This window comes from Geodermatophilus sp. SYSU D01176 (genome assembly GCF_054050015.1).
In genome coordinates, this window is the sequence record NZ_JBJGYN010000041.1 from 13,068 (window position 1) to 33,314 (window position 20,247).

Annotated in this window: 17 protein-coding genes; 10 read left to right on the forward strand and 7 right to left on the reverse strand. The window is 72.5% G+C overall.

Annotated elements, in window-relative coordinates; genetic code table 11:
- Positions 1–69 precede the first annotated feature (69 nt).
- Both ACI78Z_RS18915 and ACI78Z_RS18920 read left to right on the forward strand, forming a co-directional pair.
- Positions 70–855 (forward strand): IclR family transcriptional regulator, encoded by a 786-nt coding sequence (locus tag ACI78Z_RS18915; RefSeq protein ID WP_457038084.1) that lies wholly within the window; start codon positions 70–72, stop codon positions 853–855.
- Between the two features lie 93 nt (positions 856–948).
- The gene (locus tag ACI78Z_RS18920; protein WP_457038085.1) at positions 949–2,148 is read left to right on the forward strand and encodes a M24 family metallopeptidase; all 1,200 of its coding nucleotides are present in this window, start codon (positions 949–951) and stop codon (positions 2,146–2,148) included.
- Between the two features lie 52 nt (positions 2,149–2,200).
- On the opposite strand, the gene ACI78Z_RS18925 is transcribed toward ACI78Z_RS18920, so the two are convergent.
- From ACI78Z_RS18925 to ACI78Z_RS18935, 3 genes are all read right to left on the reverse strand, one after another.
- Positions 2,201–3,706, reverse strand: coding sequence for an aldehyde dehydrogenase family protein (locus ACI78Z_RS18925; protein WP_457038086.1), 1,506 nt, complete (start codon positions 3,704–3,706; stop codon positions 2,201–2,203).
- Positions 3,707–3,771: 65 nt separating this feature from the next.
- A complete protein-coding gene (gene dapA / locus ACI78Z_RS18930; protein ID WP_457038087.1) occupies positions 3,772–4,686 on the reverse strand; it encodes a 4-hydroxy-tetrahydrodipicolinate synthase in 915 nt (304 codons plus the stop codon).
- Between the two features lie 41 nt (positions 4,687–4,727).
- Positions 4,728–6,122: a protoporphyrinogen/coproporphyrinogen oxidase gene (locus tag ACI78Z_RS18935; RefSeq protein ID WP_457038088.1), complete on the reverse strand. Its 1,395-nt coding sequence runs from the start codon at positions 6,120–6,122 to the stop codon at positions 4,728–4,730.
- Positions 6,123–6,531: 409 nt separating this feature from the next.
- Here ACI78Z_RS18935 and ACI78Z_RS18940 point away from each other — a divergent pair, with 409 nt between their 5' ends.
- Genes ACI78Z_RS18940 through ACI78Z_RS18950 form a run of 3 tightly spaced genes read left to right on the forward strand, consistent with a single transcriptional unit; the run spans position 6,532 to position 9,732 of the window.
- A complete protein-coding gene (locus tag ACI78Z_RS18940) occupies positions 6,532–7,788 on the forward strand; it encodes a quaternary amine ABC transporter ATP-binding protein (protein WP_457038089.1) in 1,257 nt (418 codons plus the stop codon).
- Positions 7,785–8,762 (forward strand): ABC transporter permease, encoded by a 978-nt coding sequence (locus ACI78Z_RS18945; protein WP_457038090.1) that lies wholly within the window; start codon positions 7,785–7,787, stop codon positions 8,760–8,762. The genes ACI78Z_RS18940 and ACI78Z_RS18945 overlap by 4 nt, the downstream gene beginning before the upstream one ends.
- A gap of 37 nt (positions 8,763–8,799) precedes the next feature.
- Positions 8,800–9,732, forward strand: coding sequence for a glycine betaine ABC transporter substrate-binding protein (locus ACI78Z_RS18950; protein WP_457038091.1), 933 nt, complete (start codon positions 8,800–8,802; stop codon positions 9,730–9,732).
- A 126-nt stretch (positions 9,733–9,858) separates the two neighbouring features.
- Here the strand turns inward: ACI78Z_RS18950 and ACI78Z_RS18955 are convergent, their stop codons facing one another.
- Positions 9,859–10,839 carry an Ldh family oxidoreductase gene (locus ACI78Z_RS18955; RefSeq protein ID WP_457038092.1) on the reverse strand — a complete coding sequence of 327 codons (981 nt, stop codon included), beginning with the start codon at positions 10,837–10,839 and terminating at the stop codon, positions 9,859–9,861.
- Between the two features lie 282 nt (positions 10,840–11,121).
- Between ACI78Z_RS18955 and ACI78Z_RS18960 the strand changes: the two genes are divergently transcribed.
- From ACI78Z_RS18960 to ACI78Z_RS18975, 4 genes are all read left to right on the forward strand, one after another.
- Positions 11,122–12,033: a proline dehydrogenase family protein gene (locus ACI78Z_RS18960; protein WP_457038093.1), complete on the forward strand. Its 912-nt coding sequence runs from the start codon at positions 11,122–11,124 to the stop codon at positions 12,031–12,033.
- Positions 12,030–12,698 carry a GntR family transcriptional regulator gene (locus ACI78Z_RS18965; RefSeq protein WP_457038094.1) on the forward strand — a complete coding sequence of 223 codons (669 nt, stop codon included), beginning with the start codon at positions 12,030–12,032 and terminating at the stop codon, positions 12,696–12,698. The genes ACI78Z_RS18960 and ACI78Z_RS18965 overlap by 4 nt, the downstream gene beginning before the upstream one ends.
- 97 nt (positions 12,699–12,795) lie before the next feature.
- Entirely contained in the window at positions 12,796–14,430 is a 1,635-nt protein-coding gene (gene pruA, locus ACI78Z_RS18970; protein WP_457038095.1) for an L-glutamate gamma-semialdehyde dehydrogenase, read from the forward strand.
- 40 nt (positions 14,431–14,470) lie between these two features.
- The gene (locus ACI78Z_RS18975) at positions 14,471–15,775 is read left to right on the forward strand and encodes a Glu/Leu/Phe/Val family dehydrogenase (protein ID WP_457038096.1); all 1,305 of its coding nucleotides are present in this window, start codon (positions 14,471–14,473) and stop codon (positions 15,773–15,775) included.
- A gap of 7 nt (positions 15,776–15,782) precedes the next feature.
- Here ACI78Z_RS18975 and ACI78Z_RS18980 read toward each other — a convergent pair whose 3' ends face one another.
- Together ACI78Z_RS18980 and ACI78Z_RS18985 are read right to left on the reverse strand one after the other, a co-directional pair.
- The gene (locus tag ACI78Z_RS18980; protein WP_457038097.1) at positions 15,783–16,988 is read right to left on the reverse strand and encodes an allantoate amidohydrolase; all 1,206 of its coding nucleotides are present in this window, start codon (positions 16,986–16,988) and stop codon (positions 15,783–15,785) included.
- On the reverse strand, positions 16,985–18,145 hold the full coding sequence (locus ACI78Z_RS18985) for an FAD-dependent oxidoreductase (protein ID WP_457038098.1): 1,161 nt from the start codon (positions 18,143–18,145) through the stop codon (positions 16,985–16,987). The genes ACI78Z_RS18980 and ACI78Z_RS18985 overlap by 4 nt, the downstream gene beginning before the upstream one ends.
- Positions 18,146–18,256: 111 nt before the next feature.
- Between ACI78Z_RS18985 and ACI78Z_RS18990 the strand changes: the two genes are divergently transcribed.
- The gene (locus tag ACI78Z_RS18990; RefSeq protein WP_457038099.1) at positions 18,257–19,123 is read left to right on the forward strand and encodes a LysR family transcriptional regulator; all 867 of its coding nucleotides are present in this window, start codon (positions 18,257–18,259) and stop codon (positions 19,121–19,123) included.
- Position 19,124: 1 nt separating this feature from the next.
- Here ACI78Z_RS18990 and ACI78Z_RS18995 read toward each other — a convergent pair whose 3' ends face one another.
- Complete coding sequence (locus ACI78Z_RS18995) at positions 19,125–20,246, reverse strand: FAD-binding oxidoreductase (RefSeq protein WP_457038100.1); 1,122 nt, start codon at positions 20,244–20,246, stop codon at positions 19,125–19,127.
- Position 20,247: the final 1 nt, after the last annotated feature.

Sequence of the window (20,247 nt, forward strand, 5' to 3'; positions counted from 1 at the left end):
CTCTGGGCGGTTCCGGCCGCGTCCGCCGGCACGTCGGATGGGGACCGGTGGCTTGTACCTTGTCGGTTCGTGAGCGAAGGCACTGGTCCGGCGAGGGACAACGCGGTCCAGTCGGTGGACCGGGCGATCTCGATCCTGCAGGTGCTCGCCCGCCGCGGGGTGTCGGGCGTCACGGAGATCTCCGTGGAACTCTCCGTGCACAAGTCCACGGTGGGCCGGCTGATCGGCACCCTGGAGTCCGCGGGGCTGGTGGAGCAGACCTCCAGCCGCGGTGGGTACCGGCTGGCCGACGGGGTCGTGCGACTGGCCGAGGGTGTGACCAAGCGGCACGACCTGACGGTCATCAGCCGCGCGGTGTGCAACGCGCTCGCCTCGGACGTCGGCGAGACGGTCAACGTCGTCGTGCGGCAGGGGCACGGCGTCGTCTCCGTCGACCAGGTGATCGGCTCCTCGGCCATCACCACCGTGAACTGGGTGGGTCAGCACAGTCCGCTGCACGTCACCTCGAGCGGCAAGGTCTTCCTGGCCAGCATGCCGCCGGTCGAACTGCAGGCGTTCCTGCGCGCCGGGCTGCCCCGCTTCACCGAGCACACCATCACCGATCCGGAGCGGCTGGTGAGCGAGCTCGCCGTCGTGCGCGACCAGGGCTACGCGTGCGCGGTGGAGGAGCAGGAGCCGGGGTTGACGGCCGTCGCCGCGCCGATCCGCTCCCTGGACGGCCGGGTCATCGCGGCCCTGGCGGTCTCGGGGCCGACGCTGCGGATCGACGAGGCCGCCATACCTCGGATCGCCGAGCCCCTCCTGGCCGCGGCCGCCTCGATCTCCGAGCGCAACGGTTACCCGAAGAGGGGCTGACGCGGCATCCCGTCGTCCTTGACCGGCCACGCCGGCAACTCTAGCGTCTGTCCCGCTGTGCGAGATGTTGTGCGATGCGCGACGCCGCAGCTGATGCGGGAGGACGTGGGGCTGACCGTGCAGGGGCCGATGACCGTGGACGTCCGGGCGCTCTCCGCCGAGCGCCTGGCGCGCGCGCGAGCAGCGATGCACGCGGCCGACCTGCCCGCGGCGTTGCTCTTCGATCCGGCCAACGTCCGGTACGCCACCTGCGACGGGCAGTTCCTGGTCTTCAACATGCACTGCTCGCACCGGTGGGCCCTGGTCTTCGCCGAGGGCGATCCGGTCCTGTGGGAGGGCGGCGACCAGGTGCACGTGGCCCGCTCGCGGTGGGACGGCGAGATCCGGGAGGCGACCGGCTTCACGTTCTTCGGCTCCGGCCCGAACACCGGTCGGGACGCCGCCACGGCCATCGACGAGGTGGTCGCCGAGCTGACCGCCCGGGGCCTGCGGGACGAGCCGCTCGGGGTGGACCGTGCCGAGGCGGTCGCCTTCGTCGAGCTGGCCGCCCGTGGGGTCCGCGTCGTCGACGCGGTGCCGGTCCTCGAGACCGCGCGCGCCGTCAAGACGCCACTGGAACTGGCGATCCACCGCGACAACGCGCGCCTGGTCGACGAGGCGATCGTCGCCTTCCTGCCGCACCTGACGCCCGGCCGCACCGAGAACGAGCTGTGGGCCCTGCTGGCCCGCGAGACGTACGCGCACGGCTCGCTGCACGCCGAGGCGAGGCTGCTCTGCTCGGGGCCCCGCACCAACCCGTGGATGCAGGAGGCGACCCATCGCGCGGTCGAGGACGGCGACCTGGTGGCGTTCGACACCGACCTGGTCGGCCCGTACGGCTACCTGACCGACATCTCGCGCACCTACCTGTGCGGCGACCGTCCGCCCACGAGGGAGCAGCGCGAGGTCTACTCGGCCGCCTACGACTTCGTGCACGAGAGCATCCCGGAGTTCGTCGCCGGACGCAGCTTCGGGGAGCTGGGGGAGCTGCTCGGCCCCCGCATCCCCGAGCGGTACCGGCAGCAGAAGTACCCCTTCATCGCGCACGGCTGCGGCGCCGTCGACGAGTACCCCGTGATCAAGGCCGGTGACCACCACGCGGGCGTGCTCGAGCCGGGGATGGTGCTCAGCGTCGAGGGGTACATGGGCGCGGTCGGCGGCACCGTGGGCGCCAAGTACGAGGAGCAGATCGTCGTCACCGACGGCGCCCCGGAGCTCATCTCGCACGCTCCGGGGGACGACCGGCTCCGGTGAGCGGCGCCCGCCGGGTCCCGGCGGGCGCCGCTGCCGCACACGCAAGAACCGGTCAGCGGCCGTGGTTGTGCATCACGTGCTTGGTGCGGGAGTAGTCGTCGAGCGCGTAGATCGACAGGTCGCGGCCGTACCCCGAGCCCTTGAACCCTCCCCAGGGCACCTCGTTGGCGAGCACGAGGTGGGAGTTCACCCAGACCGTGCCGGCGTCGAGGCGCGCCGCCACGGCGTGGCTGCGACGGGCGTCGTTCGTCCACACCGAGGCGGACAGGCCGAGCCGCACGCTGTTGGCCCGTTCGACGGCCTCGTCCTCGTCGGAGAAGGTCTCGACCGTCACCACGGGACCGAAGATCTCCTCCACCGTGCACGCCGCGCGGGCGGGCACGTCGACCAGCACGGTCGGCTCGACGAAGAAGCCCGTTCCGTCGACCGCCCCACCGCCGACCGCCGCGCGGGCGCCCTCGCTGACGGCCCGCTCGAGGTGGCCGAGCACGCGGTCGTAGTGCGCCTTGGACACCAGCGGGCCGACCTCCACGTCGTCGCCCGCGGCCGGCTCGCCGACGACCAGCTCGCGCACCTGCGCCACCAGACGCTCGACGAACGCGTCGGCGACCGACTCGTGCACGAGCACCCGGCAGGCGGCGCCGCACTCCTGCCCGCTGTTGTAGAAGCTGGCCGCGCGCAGCGACGTGGCCGCCAGGTCGAGGTCGGCGTCCTCGAAGACCAGCACCGGCGCCTTGCCGCCCAGCTCCAGGTGGACCCGCTTGAGGCTCTCGGCGGCGGCGCGCGCCACCGCTCGGCCGCTGCCGACCGACCCGGTCAGCGCGATCATGTCGATGTCGGGGTGGGCCGCCAGGGCCTCCCCGACGACGGGGCCGAGGCCGGTCACGACGTTCAGCACGCCGGCGGGGAGCAGGTCGGCGACCAGCTCGGCCAGCTTCAGCGTGGTCAGCGGCGTCTGCTCGGACGGCTTGATCACGACGGTGTTGCCGGCCGCGAGGATCGGCGCGAGCTTCCAGGCCGCCATCAGCAGCGGGTAGTTCCACGGGGTGACGACGCCCACCACGCCGAGCGGCTCGCGCAGGATCACCGACAGGTGGTCCTTGGCGTAGTCCCCGGCAGCCAGCGACGTGGTCGCGCGCAGCGCGCCGGCCATGAAGCGGAAGGTGTCGATGGTGCCGTCGACGTCGTCGCGGGCCACCGACATCGGCTTGCCCGTGTTGGCCGACTCCAGCGAGACCAGGACGTCGTGGTGCTGCGCGATGCGGTCGGCCACGGCGTGCAGCAGCTCCGAACGCTCCTTGGGCACGAGACCGGCCCACGCGGGCCGGGCCCGCAGCGCGGCGGCCACCGCGGCATCGACATCGGCAGCGGTGCCCTGGGCGACGCGCGCGATCACCTCCTCCGACGCGGGGTCGACGACGTCGAGCAGCTCGGCGTCCGGGGTGTCGCGGAAGGACCCGTCGATGAAGTGCCCGGCCGGTGGCAGCGAGGCCGGGTCGAAGGTGTGGGCTCCTCCGGCGCGCCGGACGACGTCGGCGCGCGGGGCGGTGAGGGACATGGACTTCCTCCTCGGGTCGTGGGTGGTCGTAGGGGGACGGCGACGGACCGGCTGGATCGACGTCGTCAGCCGACGGTCACCGGCTCCCGGACGGGGGCCGGCGGGAGGGCCGACGCGAGCCGCGAGATGGTCGCGGCCACCTCGCCGTCGAGGGGCAGCACGGGCAGCCGCGGGTTGCCGATCGCGAAGCCCGTCGCGCCGAGCGCGGTCTTGACCGCGGCGCTGAACGGCGCGGCCATGATCGCGTCGATCAGCGGGTACACCTGCTCCCACTCGCCACGCGCCCGGTCCAGGTCGCCGTCGCTCATGGCGGCGTGGATGGAGACCAGCTGGGCTGCGATCACGTTGGCGGTGCCGGCCATGACTCCCGCCGCCCCCTCCGCCAGTGCGGCGAGCAGCAGCGAGTCCCAGCCGACGAAGGTCGACACCACGTCGCCGTGGTTGTGGATGAGCTGCCCGGCCTGCGCGAGGTCGGGGGAGGTGTTCTTGACGTACCGGATGTTCTCGACCTCGCGGGCGAGTTCGCCGACCAGGTCCGGCGTCATGTCGACCCCCGTCGCGACCGGCAGGTTGTACAGCATGACCGGGATGCCCACCGACTCGGCGACGGTGCGCAGGTAGCGCTTCGTCTCCTCGATGGTGAGCGGCTCGTAGTACGGCGCCACCACCATCAGCACGGAGGCGCCCGCCTGCTCGGCGTGGCGGGACAGCTCGATGGCCTCGGCCGTCGACTGGGCGCCGGTCTGTGCCACCACCGGCACCCGGCCCGCCGTCTGGTCGATCACCGTCTCGACGACGTGTCGGCGCTCGGCGCCGCTCAGCGTGGTGAACTCGCCGGTCGACCCGCACGCCACGACGCCGTGCACGCCGCCGTCGATGTTGCGGTCGACCACGCGTCGCAGGGTGGCCTCGTCGACGCGCTGGTCGCCGTCGAAGGGGGTGAGCAGGGCGGACAGGACGCCGCGAAGCGGTGCGGACATGACGAGGGCTCCTTGCTGCTGGGGGTCGATGAGGGCGGGGGTCAGGACGGCGACGCGGCCGGCGGGACCGGGGGCGTCGGAGGGGCGACCCGGTCGGCGTCCAGGGCGAGCTCTGCGGCACCGGCCGCGGCCAGGCCCGTGTACACCGCGGTCTCGGTGTACTGGGTGCCGAGGTAGTCGCCGGCGAGCAGCACCCGGCTGTCGCGGCGGGTGAGGATCGGCTGCAGCTTGGCGCGGCCGGGGAAGCTGTACACCGACCCCTCGGGCCACCGGGCCACCTCGGCCTCCACCAGGGAGGACATCGAGCCGGGCAGCACCTGGTCGAGGTCGTCGACGTAGGTCTTGAGGATGGTCTCGTCGTCCTGCTCGAGGAGCTGTCGGGCGAGCCCGGCGGGGGAGAAGGCCATGAAGCTGCTGCCCGGGAGTCGCTCCGGACTGACGCCGTGCACGTTGTTGCTCATGTTGAGCACCACGTTGAAGGAGCGCTTGGGGGTGGCGATCGCGTAGGTGCCGTCCCACGGGCACGGGCCGGCCTCGTCGGTGAGGAACGCCGCACTCACGAACGGGCCGTACCTGACCTGCGCGAGGGCCTCCGTGACGTCGGCGTCGAGGTCGACCGCGATCCGGGAGCTCACGCCGGCCGGGGTGGCCAGCACGACGCACCGGGCCTGGACCTCGTGGTCGACGCCGCCCTGGGTGTAGCGCACGACCACCGAGCCCTTCCGGTGCACCACCTCCTGCACCGCGGCGCCGAGCTGCACCCGTGCGCCGAGCGCCGCGGCGATCCCCTCGGTGAGCGTGGAGGGTCCGCCGACGATGCTGTGCGACAGGCCCGCGCCCAGGTTCCAGACGAGGTTGAAGTACCCGATGCCGGCCCCGGCGGAGATCTCGTGCATCTCCGCCGACGACCTGGTGACCGTGGGCTTGAAGAGCGCCTCGGCGTCCTCGGTCAGCTCACCGACGTAGTCGGCGAAGGAGATGTCGTTCTTGAAGTCGTAGACCCGCTGCTGCCGGGTGGCCTCGTCCTCGCCCGGGCGGCGCTTGACCAGCCGGCCGTAGCGCGCCACGCCCAGGCGCACCTTGGCGCCGGCCCGGATCAGGCTCGCGCGGTCCCGCCACGACATGGGCACCCGGAACGGGAAGGTCTCCACCCGGCCGCTGAGCAGCAGGCGGCCGTTCATGCTCAGGCCTGCCAGGTTCCCGGGCACCGGCCGCGACTCGAACCCGGTGTCCTGCAGCAGCCACTGGGTCGACGAGGCGGGGCTGCCGTCGTAGACGTGCCCGCCCCAGTTCATCCAGTAGCGGCCACGACGCTCGGAGCGGATGCGGCCGCCGACCCGATCGCCGGCCTCGAGCAGCACGGTGTCCCGGTCGCGCAGCCTCCATGCCGCCGCCAGGCCGGCGATGCCACCCCCGACCACCACCACGTCCTTCACTGCATCCTCCAGGGATCGGTGCTGAGGCCGTTGCCCTCAAGACGCCGGGACCGATCGACTCCGGTCGCGGTCGACGGGGCGTTGACGACATGACGCAGATCACCCTAGGGTGTGATCACAGATCACTTCAAGAGGCACAGTGACCTGCGTCGGACGGGCCGGAGGGGTGGCGTTGCGGTGTATGGGGACGACGACCCAGCGGGTCCTGCCGGACGCGGGCAGCACCGGGAGCCGCTCGGCGAACGGGCGCCCGCGCGACGGCGGCTCGACGCCGGTGACCGTCTCCGTTCGACAACGGTGACTTCCCCGGCCTGACGGCACGCACGAGGATCGCCATCGAGTGCACGAGGTACTCGTTCAGCTCTCCGGCCCTGCAGCGGCCGACCACACTCACCGACGGGAGCCCGCCATGAACGCCATCGTGGCACGCGACACCTACAAGGTCTTCGGCAAACGACCCGAGCGGGGGGTCGCGCGGCTGCGTGACGGCGCGACCCGCGAGGACCTCCGCAAGGACGGCCTCACCGCCGCGGTGATCGACGCGAGCTTCGACGTCCGCGAGGGCGAGATCTTCGTGGTCATGGGGCTGTCGGGTTCGGGGAAGTCGACGCTGATCCGCATGGTGAACGGGCTGCTGGAGCCGACGGCCGGCGAGCTGCTCGTCTACGGCGACGACGTGGTGACGATGAACCAGCAGCAGCTGCGGGTCATGCGCCGCGAGAAGGTCAGCATGGTCTTCCAGCACTTCGCGCTCTTCCCGCACCGCACGGTGGGGCAGAACGCCGCCTACGGCCTGCACGTCCAGGGCATCCCGAAGCACGAGTGCGAGCCCCGCGCCAAGGAGGCCCTGCGCCTGGTCGGCCTCAAGGGCTGGGAGGACTCGTTCCCCGGTCAGCTGTCCGGCGGCATGCGCCAGCGCGTCGGCCTGGCCAGGGCCCTGGCGGCGGGCACCAACATCATGCTGATGGACGAGGCGTTCAGTGCCCTGGACCCGCTCATCAAGCGCGAGATGCAGGACCAGCTGGTCGACCTGCAGCACAAGCTGGGCAAGACGATCCTCTTCATCACGCACGACCTGAACGAGGCCATGCGCCTCGGCGACCGGATCGCCATGATGAAGGACGGCCGGATCGTCCAGATCGGCACGGCCGAGCAGATCCTCAACGAACCCGCTGACGACTACGTCTCCCAGTTCGTCCAGGACGTCGACCGCACCCGGGTGCTGACCGCCGGGAGCGTCATGGTGCCGCCGGTGGCCGTCGGCCAGGACCAGGGCCCGGACGTCGCACAGCAGTTGATGCGCCAGCACCGGACGACCCGCCTCTTCGTCGTCGACCGCGACCAGACCCTGCGCGGCGCCGTCGACGAGGAACGGGTGGCGGCCGCCGTGCGCGACGGTGCCCGCACCCTCGACGACATCGTGGACGACCGGGTGCTCAGCGTGTCCCCGGACGCCCGGCTGTCCGAGCTGCTGTCGATGAGCGCGGCGAGCCCCGATGCCCTCGCGGTGGTCGACGGCGGACGGCACCTCATGGGCGCGATCGCGCGAGTCACCGTGCTGAGGGCCCTGGCCCAGTGCTCGAACACGGCGCAGGACGACGACACGACCCACGAGGTGAGCGGCCGGGCCCCGCTCTCGGCGCGCACGGAGGCGATGGCGCGATGAACACGACCCCACTGGCGATCGAGGTGCCCCGGGTTCCCGTCGGCGACACGATCGAACAGTTCTTCGACTGGCTGACCACGGCGCTCGGCGCCTTCTTCGACGTGCTCAGTGACGTCCTGGGCTCGGTCGTCGACGGGTTCATCGCGCTGCTCCAGGCGCCCGACCCGGTCGTCCTGGCGGTGGTCTTCGCCCTGTTCGGCCTGCTGATGGGCGGATGGCGGCTGGGACTCGTCTCGCTCCTGGGCCTGCTGCTGGTCATCAGCATGGAGCAGTGGGACGCCGCCATGCAGACGTTGGCCCTGGTCCTGGTCTCCGCCCTGGGGGCGTTGATCGTGGCGATCCCGCTGGGCATCTGGGCGGCCAGCAGTCGACGGGCCAGCGCGGTCCTCCGACCGGTCATGGACCTGATGCAGACCATGCCGGCCTTCGTGTGGCTGGTCCCCGTGGTCACGCTGTTCAGCATCGGCGTCGTGCCCGGCGTCATCGCGACGATCATCTTCGCCCTGCCGCCCGGCGTCCGGCTCACCGAGCTCGGCATCCGCCACGTCGACCACGAGATCGTCGAGGCCTCCCACGCGTTCGGCTCCACCCCGCGGCAGACGCTCTTCGGCGTGCAACTGCCGCTGGCGCTGCCGACGATCATGGCCGGCGTCAACCAGGTCATCATGCTGGCCCTCTCCATGGCGGTGATCGCCGGCCTCGTGGGAGCCGAGGGGCTCGGCGGGGCGGTGACGGCAGCCATCGCGACGCTGAACCTCGGTCTCGGGTTCGAGGCGGGACTGTCCGTGGTCGTCCTCGCCATCTACCTCGACCGCGTCACGGCCTCCATCGGGCACGGGAAGGGCGGGGGTGTGCTCCGCAAGCTGCGCCGCAGGAGGCGGCCGGCCGCCGAGGAGACCTCCGTCGAGGACGAGACGTGGCAGGAGGAGGAGCCGGCCGTACCGGACGAGGTCCCCAGCAAGATCGGCGCGTAGCGCCGGACAGCTTCCCCACCCATCGAGAGGAACGCGAATGACCCAGCGACACCTGACCTTCCGGCTCCGGCTCGGCGTGGCCGTGACGGCGCTCGCCATGACGACGGCCGCCTGCGGCGGCGGCAGCGAGAGCGGCAGTGGGGAGGGCGGCGACAGTGCCGCGGGCGGCACGACCATCACCATGGGCGTCATCCCCGGCTGGACCGACGAGACCGCCACGACGTACCTGCTCAAGGACGTCCTGGAGGACAACGGCTACACCGTCGAGGTCACCGAGCTCAGCGACAACGCGCCGATGTACACGGCTCTGGCCAACGGGGACATCGACGTCCTGTCGTCCTCCTGGCTGGAGATGACGCACAAGACCTACATGGACGAGTACGGCGAGAACCTCGAGGACCTGGGCGTCTACTACGAGGGGGCGACCTCCTTCCTCGCCGTGCCCGACTACGTCGACATCACCTCCATCGAGGAGCTGCCCGCCCGCGCCGACGAGTTCGGCGGCCGGGTCGTCGGCATCGAGCCGGGGGCAGGGCTCACGAAGATGACGCAGGAGAGCGTCTTCCCGGCCTACGGGCTCGACGAGGGCTTCGAGCTGCAGCTGTCCTCGACGGCCGCGATGCTCACCGAGCTCCAGAACGCCATCGACGCGGAGGAGCCGATCGTGGTGACGATGTGGAAGCCGTTCTGGGCGAACCTGACCTTCCCCATCCGGGCGCTCGAGGACCCGAAGGGCGCCTACGGCGAGCCGGAGAACCTGCACGTCCTCGCGCGGGAGGGTTTCTCCGAGGACCAGCCCGAGGTCGCGGCGATGCTGGAGAACTTCACGCTCACCGACGAGCAGTTCGGCAGCCTCGAGAACATGGTCGTCAACGAGTTCGGCGAGGGCGAGGAGGAGAAGGCCGTCGCGGCGTGGCTCGAGCAGAACCCGGACTACGGCACGGCCCTCGCCAGCCACCTCCAGGGCTGACGCACCGCGGTACAGCGCCCCGTCTCCTGGCTCGGTCAGCCGGAGGCGGGGCGCTGCGCCGTTCCCCGACCCGGACAGCACACCTCACTCCCACGGTCGACACGATGAGGTGAGGGCGAGAGCGGGTCAGCCGGCCGCCGCGGCCAGGGCTGCGAGGCGGTCGTGCAGGTCGCGCGGCACGGGGCAGGACGTCGCCTCGCGGAACGTCGTCCAGACGTCGGGCTGGGCGCCGTGCTCGGTGCGCCACCGCTCGAGCTGCGCGGCCAGGCGGGCGCCGTAGCCGGGGTCGAGCAGATCGGTCGACACCGCGACGACGACCACGCCGATCGAGGGCGACTCGGCCCCCCGGTCGAACGGTGCCGCGTCGCTGGAGAACCGGCCGCCGGCCAGCGTCGCCAGCAGCTCGACGAGCAGGGCGACGTTGCCGCCCTTGTAGCCGCCGAACGGCAGGAGTGCGCCCTCGAGGCCGGCTGCCGCAGACGTGGTCGGTCCACCCTCGCGGTCGACCGCCCACGTGTCGGGGATCTGCTCCCCGCGGAGCGCGGCGTCGCGCACCGTCACCCACGCTGTCGCGCTCGTGGCCTGGTCGACGGCGAGCCGCCGGCCCCCGGGCAGCGGCACGCCGAAGGCGAACGGGTTGGACCCCAGCACCGGGCCGCGCGCCCCGGCCACCGTCATGAGCGCGGGGGAGTTCGCGCACGCCAGGCCCAGGAGCCCGCGCCGGTTGAGCCGGCGCACGTAGTGGTCCAGCTCACCGGCGGTGAAGCTCCGCCGCAGGGCCACCGCGGCCAGCCCGTACTCGGCCGCGGCGCGGCACAGCCCGGCCAGGGCGACGTCGAAGCCGTGCTGCGCCACGCCACCCCGGCAGTCGACCGCGGAGATCACCGCCGAGACCTGTCGCACCTCGGGTTCGACGCCGGCCGCGATCCGCCCGGTCCCGAAGCCGTCGACGTAGTCCAGCAGGTGCGTCAGGCCGAGAGCGGACCGGCCGAGCAGCTCGGCCTGGACCGCCGCCTCGGCGAGCACCGTCGCCTGTGCCGGGGCAGCGCCGGCCGCCCGGAGCGCGCGCTCGCACAGTGTCGTGAGCGCGCCCCGGTCGAGGACCACGGGATCGGTGTCGGTGTCTCGTGCACCGGGACGGGATCCAGGACGGCGGGGAGGAGTCGGCATCGGACCTCGGGGGCTCGGCCGCCCACGGGCGGCGGGTTCGTGCGGCCGGCACGGCCGGACGGCGGGACCCGGCGGAACATAGATGTGATCACACCGGGGCGGCAAGAGGGCCGACTTCGAGGCGGCTGGATGCAGGGTCTTGTGTGATGTGTGATCACAGATTAGGTTTAAGTGCAGCGCGTCACATGCGAACCGCCCTTGCGGATCCCCGGAGGAACCATGCCGAACCGCCTTCTGCTCGCCGCCTCGGAGAACAAGACCCTCGAGAAGGTGACGAGTTCGAGCCGGCTCACCCGCCCCATCGTGCAGCGCTACGTGGCCGGCACGACGCTGGACGAGGCGCTGACCGTGACCGAGCAGCTCAACGAGCTCGGCATCCAGGTGAGCCTCGACCTGCTCGGTGAGTCGGTCACCGATCTCGCGGAGTCCCGTCGCGCCACGGAGGAGTACCTCCGCGCCATCGAGCAGATGGTGACGAGGACCAAGGACTCGACGCTGTCGGTCAAGCTGTCGCAGCTGGGCGTCACGCTGTCGCCCGCCGAGTGCGAGGCCAACCTCCGCCGGCTGCTGGAGGCGGCACGGCAGCGCGGCAGCGAGGTCGAGGTCGACATGGAACACAGCTCGGCCGGCCGCGAGACCTTCGCCATCGTCCGCCGGATCCACGCCGAGTACCCCGAGACCCGGCTGGCCGTGCAGGCCTGCATGCGCTCCACCCTGCAGGACCTGGCCGACTTCGGCGGCGCGCCGCTGAAGATCCGCCTGGTCAAGGGAGCGTTCGACGAGCGGCCGGATCTCGCCATCCGCAACCGGGACGACGTCACGGCCCAGTACAGGTACCTGGCTCGCTGGGCGCTGCAGCGCCTGCCCGACCCGGCCTTCGGCACCCACGACGACGCCTGCATCGACGAGGTGAAGCGGGCTGCCGCCGAGCTGGGGATCGGCAAGCGGGACTTCGAGTTCCAGATGCTGCACGGCGTGCGCCGTCCCCTGCAGGAGCAGCTCGTCCGCGAGGGCTACCGGGTGCGCGTCTACCTGCCCTACGGCGAGCAGTGGTACCCCTACCTCATGCGCCGGATGGCGGAGAAGCCGGCGAACCTGCTGCTCTTCCTGCGCTCGGTCGTCAGCAGGTGAGTGCACCGGCCCGGCTCGAGGTCGTGCCGACGCTGCTGGCCGACCGGGTGCACGAGGCCCTGGCCGAGCAGATCTTCACCGGCGAGCGCGCCGCCGGGAGTCGGCTGCGGGTGCGCGAGCTCGCCGAGCAGTTCGGCACCAGCGTCATGCCGGTGCGCGAGGCCGTCGCCCGGCTGGTCCGCACCGGCCTGGCGGTCAGCCACCCCCACCGCGGCGCCCGCGTGCGCGAGTTCACGACCCGCGAGCTGATCCACATCTACGAGGTCCGCGCACTCCTCGAGGTGGAGGCGACCCGGCAGGGCGCGGCGGCCGTCACCGACGACGACCTCGAGCACATGCGCGCCGCCGGCAACCGCATGTACCGGGCGGTGGTCGAGCACCGCATCCACGACGCCCTCGACGAGGACGAGGCGTTGCTGTCGTGCCTGTACCGGCGCGGCGGCAACCAGGTCCTGTCCGACACGATCAGCACCCTGTGGAGCCAGTGCCGCGCCTACAAGGTGATCGGCGCCCGGGCCGCCCTCCACCAGCACGACACCTCCCTGTGGCGGCCGCAGGGCCTGCTCATCGAGGCGCTCGCCGCGCGCGACACCGGCCTGGCCGTGCGCATCACCCAGGAGTCGGTCGAGGCCGCCCGCCGGCGGCTCGAGACCGAGATCGCCTGAGGAAGGACCCCCTGCTCCCCGCCATCCAAGGACCCCGCAGGGGGCCGTTCCAACCCCCAACCGTTGGGCCCCGGCCCAGGACGAGAGAAGGACCCCCATGACCAGCGTCGCCGCGAACCCCCGGGTGCCCGCGCCCGTCAACGAGCCCGTCCGCGACTTCCGGCCCGGCTCGCCGGAGTCCGCCGCCGTGTCCGTGCGGATCGCCGAACTCCGGTCGACCGTGACCGAGATCCCGCACGTGATCGCCGGGGAGCGACGGTTCACCGGCGCCGGCACCGACGTCGTCGAGCCGCACGCCCACCGCAGCGTGGTCGGCCGGCTGGCCGAGGCCGACGAGGACGTGACGAAGGCGGCGATCGAGGCGGCCCTCGACGCCCAGGCGTCCTGGTCGCGCACCCCGTGGTGGGAGCGCGCGGCGATCTTCCTGCGCGCGGGCGACCTGGCGGCCGGCAAGTACCGGGACGAGCTCGTCGCCACCACGATGGTGGGGCAGTCCAAGACCTTCCACCAGGCCGAGATCGACGCGGCCTGCGAGTTCGCCGACTTCATGCGCTACAACACCCACCTGGCGCAGCAGATCTACGCCGACCAGCCGGCGTCCCTGCCGGGCGACATCAACACCCTCGACCAGCGGCCCCTCGAGGGCTTCGTGCTGGCGCTGACGCCGTTCAACTTCACCGCGATCGGCGTCAACCTGCCCTCCACGCCCGCGCTCATGGGCAACACGGTGGTCTGGAAGCCCTCGGAGAAGTCCGCGCTCAGCAGCGAGGTGAGCATGCGGGTCCTCGAGGAGGCCGGCCTGCCGCCCGGCGTCATCAACGTGGTCAACGGATCCGGCCAGCTGGTGGCGGAGACCGCCGTCGCCAGCCGGGACTTCGCGGGGCTGTCCTTCACCGGTTCCACCACCGTGTTCAAGAACCTCTGGAAGGCCGTCGGCACCAACATCGACGCCTACCGCTCCTTCCCCCGGCTCGTCGGCGAGACCGGGGGCAAGAACGCCGTCGTGGTGCACCCGTCCGCCGACCCGGACGCGGTGCGCACCGCGCTGGTGCGGTCGGCCTACGAGTACCAGGGGCAGAAGTGCTCGGCGGCGTCGCGCGCCTACGTCGCCCGCTCGATCTGGGACAAGATCTCCGACGAGCTGGTCGACGTCGTGCGGTCCCTGCCGGTCGGCGACCCCACCCGCCACGAGACGTACGTCGGCGCCGTCATCGACCAGACGGCCGCTCGTCGCCTGCAGGACGCCTTCGACCGCGCCGAGGCCACCGGCACCCACACGCTGCTGGCCGGCGGCACCACCGACACCGACACTGGCTGGTTCGTTCGGCCGACCCTCTACACCAGCACCGACCCGTCGGCGTTCAGCATGTGCGAGGAGTTCTTCGGGCCCATGCTGACCGTCCACGTGTTCGACGACGGCGACTGGGCGCAGGTGCTGCGCACCGTCGACGCCACGAGCGACTACGCCCTCACCATGTCGGTCTTCGCCGCCGACCGCAGGGCCATCTCGACGGCGCTGGACGTCCTGCGCAACGCCTCGGGCATGACCTACGTCAACGACAAGCCCACCGGCGCCCTCATGGGCCAGGTCTCCTTCGGTGGCGGCCGCGGCTCGGGCACGAACGACAAGACCGGGTCGCGGCTGGCGCTGCAGCGGTGGATCTCGCCGCGGTTCATCAAGGAGAACCTCAGCCCCGCGACCGACTGGACCTATCCCTACCTCGCGCGCTGACCACACCCGCCGCCCGGACAAACCTGGAGCACCGACGACGATGTCTCCCTCGGCCACCACCGACCTGCCCGTCCGCCCGCCCGGTCCGGACGCCGGTACCGCAGGCAACCAGGCGCTGCAGGACGCCCGCAGCCAGCTCGCCCACGCGGTGTCGGTGCTCGACTACGACCGCGGCCTGCACGACATGCTGGCCAGCTCGCGCCGGGAGCTGCGGGTGTGCGTGCCCCTGCGCCGGGACAGCGGCGAGTACGAGGTGCTCACCGGCTACCGGGTGCAGCACAACCTGGCCCGGGGGCCGGCCAAGGGCGGCCTGCGCTACTCGCCCGACGTCAGCCTCGACGAGGTGCGCGCGCTGGCCATCTGGATGACCTGGAAGTGCGCCCTGGTCGACCTGCCCTACGGGGGCGCCAAGGGCGGGGTCACCATCGACCCCAGCCGGTACTCGCGCCGCGAGCTCGAGCGGGTGACCCGGCGCTACACCAGCGAGATCCTGCCGATCATCGGGCCCGAGCGCGACATCCCCGCCCCCGACATCGGCACCGACGAGACCACGATGGCCTGGGTGATGGACACCTACTCCGTCTCCCAGGGCTACACCGTGCCGGGGGTGGTCACGGGCAAGCCGTTCAGCCTCGGCGGGTCGCGAGGCCGGCCGTCGGCGACCTCGCTCGGCGTATTCGAGGCCGCGCGCCTCGCTCTCGCGCACCGCGGCATCCCGCTGAGCAGCTGCACCGCGGCGGTCCAGGGCTTCGGCAAGGTGGGGGCGGACGCCGCCGGGTACCTCGCCGAGGCCGGCGTCACGGTCCGAGCGGTCAGCGACCGCTTCGGCGCCGTCCACAACGCGACGGGGCTGGACGTCGAGGCCCTCCGTGCCCACTGCGCGCGCACCGGCACCGTCGTCGGCTTCGCCGGGGCGGAGCCGCTCGACCCGGCCGAGCTGCTCACCCTGGACGTCACCCTGCTGGTGCCGGCGGCGGTGGAGAGCGTGCTGACCAGGGAGAACGCCGCCCGGGTCCGGGCCGAGGTCGTCGTCGAGGGGGCCAACGGCCCCACCACGACGGAGGCCGACGAGATCCTGGACGACCGCGACGTCCTGGTCGTGCCCGACATCCTCGCCAACGCCGGCGGGGTCGTCGTGTCCTACTTCGAGTGGGTGCAGGCCAACCAGGCGTACTGGTGGACCCAGGCCGAGGTCGAGGAGCGGCTGCGGGCACGGATGGCGGCGGCCTGGAGGGACGTGCTCGAGACCTCCGCCGACTACTCGCTGACGCTGCGCCAGGCGGCCACCGTCCTCGCCGTCAAGCGCGTCGCCGAGGCACACCTGCGCCGCGGCCTGTACCCCTGAGCAGGGCTCAGGTCAGCCGGGTCAGCACCCGAGCCAGGGCCTCGGCGCCGGCCTCGACGTCGGCGTCCTCGGCGTGCTCGTCGGGGGCGTGCGAGACGCCGCTGGGGTTGCGGACGAACAGCATCGCGGTCGGCACGAACGGCGCGAGCACGCCGGCGTCGTGACCCGCCCCGGTGGGCAGCAGCGGAGCCGACGGCAGGGCGGTCGACAGCTCGTCCCGCAGCCTCGGGTCGAAGTGCGCCGTCGGGCTGTACGACTCCTCGGTGAGCGTGCTCGAGCAGCCTTCGTCGAGGGCGATCTCCTCGGCGCGCCGGCCGATCGTCCTCACCAGGTCCCGCACGACCCCGTCGTCGGGATGACGGACGTCGAGCGACAGCCGCACCGACGAGGCGATCACGTTCGAGCCGCCCGGCACCGGCCGGAGCTTGCCCACGGTGGCGCGGGCGTCCGGCACGCCGCAGGCGGCGTCCCGGACGGCGAGGACCACCCGGGCGGCCGCGGTCATCGGGTCACGGCGGTCGGCCATGAGCGTGGTGCCCGCGTGGTTGCCCTGGCCGTCCAGCCGCAGCGACCACCGGCCGTGGCCGAGGATGCTGGTGCCGATGGCAACCGGTGACCCGAGGTCGACCAGCCCGCGGCCCTGCTCCACGTGCAGTTCGACGAAGGCGCCGATGGCGGCCAGTCGCTCGGGATCGGGCCCCATCGCGTCGGGGTCCAGCCCGTTGCGCCGGGCGAGGTCGGCGAGGCTGGTGCCGTCGTCGTCCCGCAGGCCCAGCGCCCGACCCGGGTCGACGGTGCCGGCCATCAGTCCCGAGCCCAGGCAGGCGAGCCCGAAGCGGGACCCCTCCTCCTCCGGGAAGACCACCACGGCGATCGGCCGGGTGGGGGAGTGGCCCTGCGCCCGGAGCCGGGCGACCGCGGCGAGTGCCGAGGCGACGCCCAGCGGACCGTCGAAGGCGCCGCCGCCGGGCACGGAGTCGAGGTGGCTGCCGGTCACGACGGCGTTCCGGCGCGGCGCGCCGGGCACGTCCTGCCACGCCCACAGGGCCCCGTTGCGGTCGGTCTCCACCTCGAGGTCGAGGCGCTCGGCCTGCTCGACGAACCAGTCGCGCAGCGACAGCTCGGCGTCGGAGAAGACCGGCCGGCTGTAGCCCCCGCGGAGGGGGTCGCGCCCGACGTCGCGGATGCCCGCCATCAGGTCGACGGCCCTCATGCCGCGCGCACCAGCCACTCCTCCGGGAGGAGGACGCGCCCCGCCTCGTCCCCGCTCGCCGCGGCCGTCGCGGCGGCGTGGGCGCCGATCAACGGCGCGAACTTCGCGCCGTGACCGGAGCACGGCGAGAGCACGGTGATCCCCTCGCAGCGGTCGAGCACGAAGTCCTGCGTCGGCGTGTTGGTGAAGATGCACGTGGTCTCCGCGTACGACTGGGGCGCGACCCCCGGCAGGTGCCGGCGCACGTACTCGACGACCCGCTCCCGGTTGGCCGCGCTGACGGTGCCGTCCTGATCGGCCGCCGAGGGCAGCACCTTGCCGCCGTTGTACTCGGCCACCTTCTGCCCGCGGAAGTCCGCGTCGCGGCCACCGGGCAGCCCGTAGGTCTGCATCGCCTCGGACTTGTGGATGAACGTCGGCCACGGGATCGAGGCCTCGCCACCGGAGTCGTCGAGGTAGGGGAAGTGGTACGCCTGCTCCTGGCGCACCTCCAGGGCGGGGAACCGGTCGAGGAAGCTGCCCGGCAGGCCCAGGGAGCCCAGCAGCCGCGGCAGCCAGCCGCCGGCCGCGACGACGAGTCGCTCGGCGTCCAGAGCTCGGCCGTCGCGACTCCTCAGGTCGTAGCCGGTCGCGGTCCGGCGGACCGAGTCCAGCTCCCATCCGGTCTCCAGGCGGGCGCCGTGCGCCTGCGCCTGCCCGAGCATGCTGCCCACCGCGTTCTCGGCGTCGATGACGCCGGCGTCGGCGTGCCACAGCACCGGGCTGTCGAAGGCGAACTGCGGCCAGCGCGCGGCCGCCTGGTCGGGGTCCAGGAGCTCGTGCTCGATGCCGACCCGCTCGAGCGTGCGCGCCAGCTGGTCGGGCTCGCGCAGGGTGCCGAAGTCCAGCGACCCGGTCGGGGTGATGAGCTGCCTCTCGCTGAGCGACTCGAGCAGGGACCACAGGGCGCGGCTGCGCCGCACCAGCCGGGTGTACAGCTCCGACGGGTAGGCGTGCCGGAAGATCCGGGCCGAGCCGTGCGAGCTGCCGGCCGGATCGGCCGGGCGCCCCCGCTCGACGACGGTCACGTCGTGCCCTGCGGCGGCGAGCTGCCAGGCGGTGGCGGCCCCGGCCAGGCCGGCGCCCACGACGACGAATCGGGACTGCTCCGTGTTCATCCGTGCCTTCTCCCGGGGCGAGGTGGTCGGACCCAGTCAAGACGACAGACTGTGCTCCCGTCCAATACCAATACAGGTGGGATTCACATCGTTGGTCGATATGATCGGTGGGTGGAACTCCGGCACCTGCGCAGCGTCGTCGCCGTGGCCGAGGAGCTGCACTTCGGCCGGGCCGCCCAGCGGCTGCACATGTCGCAGGCGCCGTTGAGCGCGCAGATCCAGCGCATCGAGCGCGAGGTGGGGCACCGGCTGTTCGACCGGACCACCCGGAGCGTGCGGCTCACACCGGTGGGAGCCGAGCTGTACCGCCGCGCCGTCGACATCCTGGCGCGGGTCGACTCGACGGTGGCCGGCCTGCGACAGGTGGCGGAGGGCTCCGCGGGCAGCCTGCGCGTCGGTTTCGTCAGCTCCGCCAGCTACTCGGTGCTGCCGCACGCGGTGCGCCGGTTCCGGGACGCCGCTCCGCTGGTGGACCTGGACCTGCTGCCGCTGACCAGCGCCGCACAGGTCGACCGCCTCCACGACGGCGACCTCGACCTCGGCATCCTGCGCGGCGCCGCCCCGGGCGGCCTGCCGACCGAGCACATCTACTCCGAGCGCCTGGTCGCCTGCCTGCCGGCCGACTCCCCGCTCGCCCGGCGCGACGTGGTGACGCCCGAGGAACTCAGCGGTGAGCCGATGATCTCGTTCCCCTCCGCCGACATGCCGGGCTACCTCGACGAGATCCGGCCGGTCTTCGCCGGCCTCCCGTCTCCGGCGGTCCGGGCCCGGGTGGTGCACCAGGAGACCGCGCTCGGCTTCGTCGCCGCGGGCCTGGGCTTCACCGTGCTGCCGGAGTCGGTCTCGACCTTCATGCCCACAGCCGTCCGGGCCGTCGCCATCGCCGGCGACCACCGGAGCACCGTGCGCGCGGCCTGGCCGACCACCGGGACGTCCCCGGCGGGGGAGCGGTTCCTCGCCGCGCTCCGACCGCGATGACTCAGCTGTCGATGACCAGATCGCTGAGCGGTCGCGAGCAGCAGATGAGCACCTTGCCCTGCGCGACCTCCTTGGGCCGGATGCCGCCGTTGTGCTGCATGTCGACGTCGCCGGACACCAGGGTGGTCTTGCAGGTGCCGCACATGCCCTGACTGCACGCCGACGGCGGTCGCAGACCGGCGGCGAAGGCGGCGTCCAGGACGAACTGGTCGGCTCCGCAGGTGACCGTGCGCCCGCTGCGGGTGAACTCGATCGTGAAGGTGGCCCCGGCCGGCTGCCCGCCGTCGGTCCCGCCGTCCGCCCCGGAGGCGCCGCCGTCGGACTCGGCGGCCACCGCCTCCCGGTCGGCGGCGGGCAGCTCACCGAACGTGAAGCTCTCTTCGTGGTAGTTGCGCAGGTCGTACCCGAGCGAGTCGAGGATCCGGCGCACGGAGGACATGTAGGGAGCGGGGCCGCAGGTGAAGGTCACCCGCTCGGCGAGGTCGGGAGCCAGCGACTGCAGGTGCGCGGCGGAGAGCCGGCCGCGCAGCCCCGGCCACCGGTCCGACGGGTAGTCGCTCTCGCAGACGTGCACGATCCGCAGGTTCGGCATCACCGTCTCCATGGCGTCGAGCTCGCGCCGGAAGATGATGTCGGCCGGTGTGCGCGCGCTGTGCACGAACAGCACGTCGGCGTCCGACCCGAGGTCGAACAGCGTCCGCGTCATCGACATCAGCGGCGTGATGCCGCTGCCGGCCGACAGGAAGAGGTACTTGCCGGCCGGCCGGTCGGTCATCGTGAACGAACCGACCGGGGCGAGAGCGGTGACCCGGGTGCCGGGTCGGACGGTGTCGTGGAGCCAGTTCGAGACCGGTCCGCCCTGGACGCGCTTGACGGTGATCGCCAGCCGGTGCGGCCGGGTCGGGGGAGAGGAGACGGTGTAGCAGCGGCTGACCGCCTCCCCTCCGACCTCCAGCTGCAGGGTCAGGAACTGCCCGGCCTCGAACTCGAAGGAACGGCCCTCCGGCGCGGCGAACACGAAGTTCTTCACGTCGTGGGTGACGTCCTGGACCGAGCAGCACACCAGCTCGGCCACGTCGGAGTCCGCCCAGCACTCCACGGTGCCGGACGGCAGCTCGGTCACG

What these genes read in the sequence shown, in the direction of transcription:
- ACI78Z_RS18940 (WP_457038089.1), top strand. Translation starts at nt 6,532, where the DNA reads ATGAACGCCATCGTGGCACGCGACACCTACAAGGTCTTCGGCAAACGA.
- ACI78Z_RS18945 (WP_457038090.1), top strand. Translation starts at nt 7,785, where the DNA reads ATGAACACGACCCCACTGGCGATCGAGGTGCCCCGGGTTCCCGTCGGC.
- ACI78Z_RS18925 (WP_457038086.1), bottom strand. Translation starts at nt 3,706, where the DNA reads ATGTCCCTCACCGCCCCGCGCGCCGACGTCGTCCGGCGCGCCGGAGGA.
- ACI78Z_RS18980 (WP_457038097.1), bottom strand. Translation starts at nt 16,988, where the DNA reads ATGAGGGCCGTCGACCTGATGGCGGGCATCCGCGACGTCGGGCGCGAC.
- dapA (WP_457038087.1), bottom strand. Translation starts at nt 4,686, where the DNA reads ATGTCCGCACCGCTTCGCGGCGTCCTGTCCGCCCTGCTCACCCCCTTC.
- ACI78Z_RS18985 (WP_457038098.1), bottom strand. Translation starts at nt 18,145, where the DNA reads ATGAACACGGAGCAGTCCCGATTCGTCGTCGTGGGCGCCGGCCTGGCC.
- pruA (WP_457038095.1), top strand. Translation starts at nt 12,796, where the DNA reads ATGACCAGCGTCGCCGCGAACCCCCGGGTGCCCGCGCCCGTCAACGAG.
- ACI78Z_RS18950 (WP_457038091.1), top strand. Translation starts at nt 8,800, where the DNA reads ATGACCCAGCGACACCTGACCTTCCGGCTCCGGCTCGGCGTGGCCGTG.
- ACI78Z_RS18920 (WP_457038085.1), top strand. Translation starts at nt 949, where the DNA reads ATGCGGGAGGACGTGGGGCTGACCGTGCAGGGGCCGATGACCGTGGAC.
- ACI78Z_RS18960 (WP_457038093.1), top strand. Translation starts at nt 11,122, where the DNA reads ATGCCGAACCGCCTTCTGCTCGCCGCCTCGGAGAACAAGACCCTCGAG.
- ACI78Z_RS18975 (WP_457038096.1), top strand. Translation starts at nt 14,471, where the DNA reads ATGTCTCCCTCGGCCACCACCGACCTGCCCGTCCGCCCGCCCGGTCCG.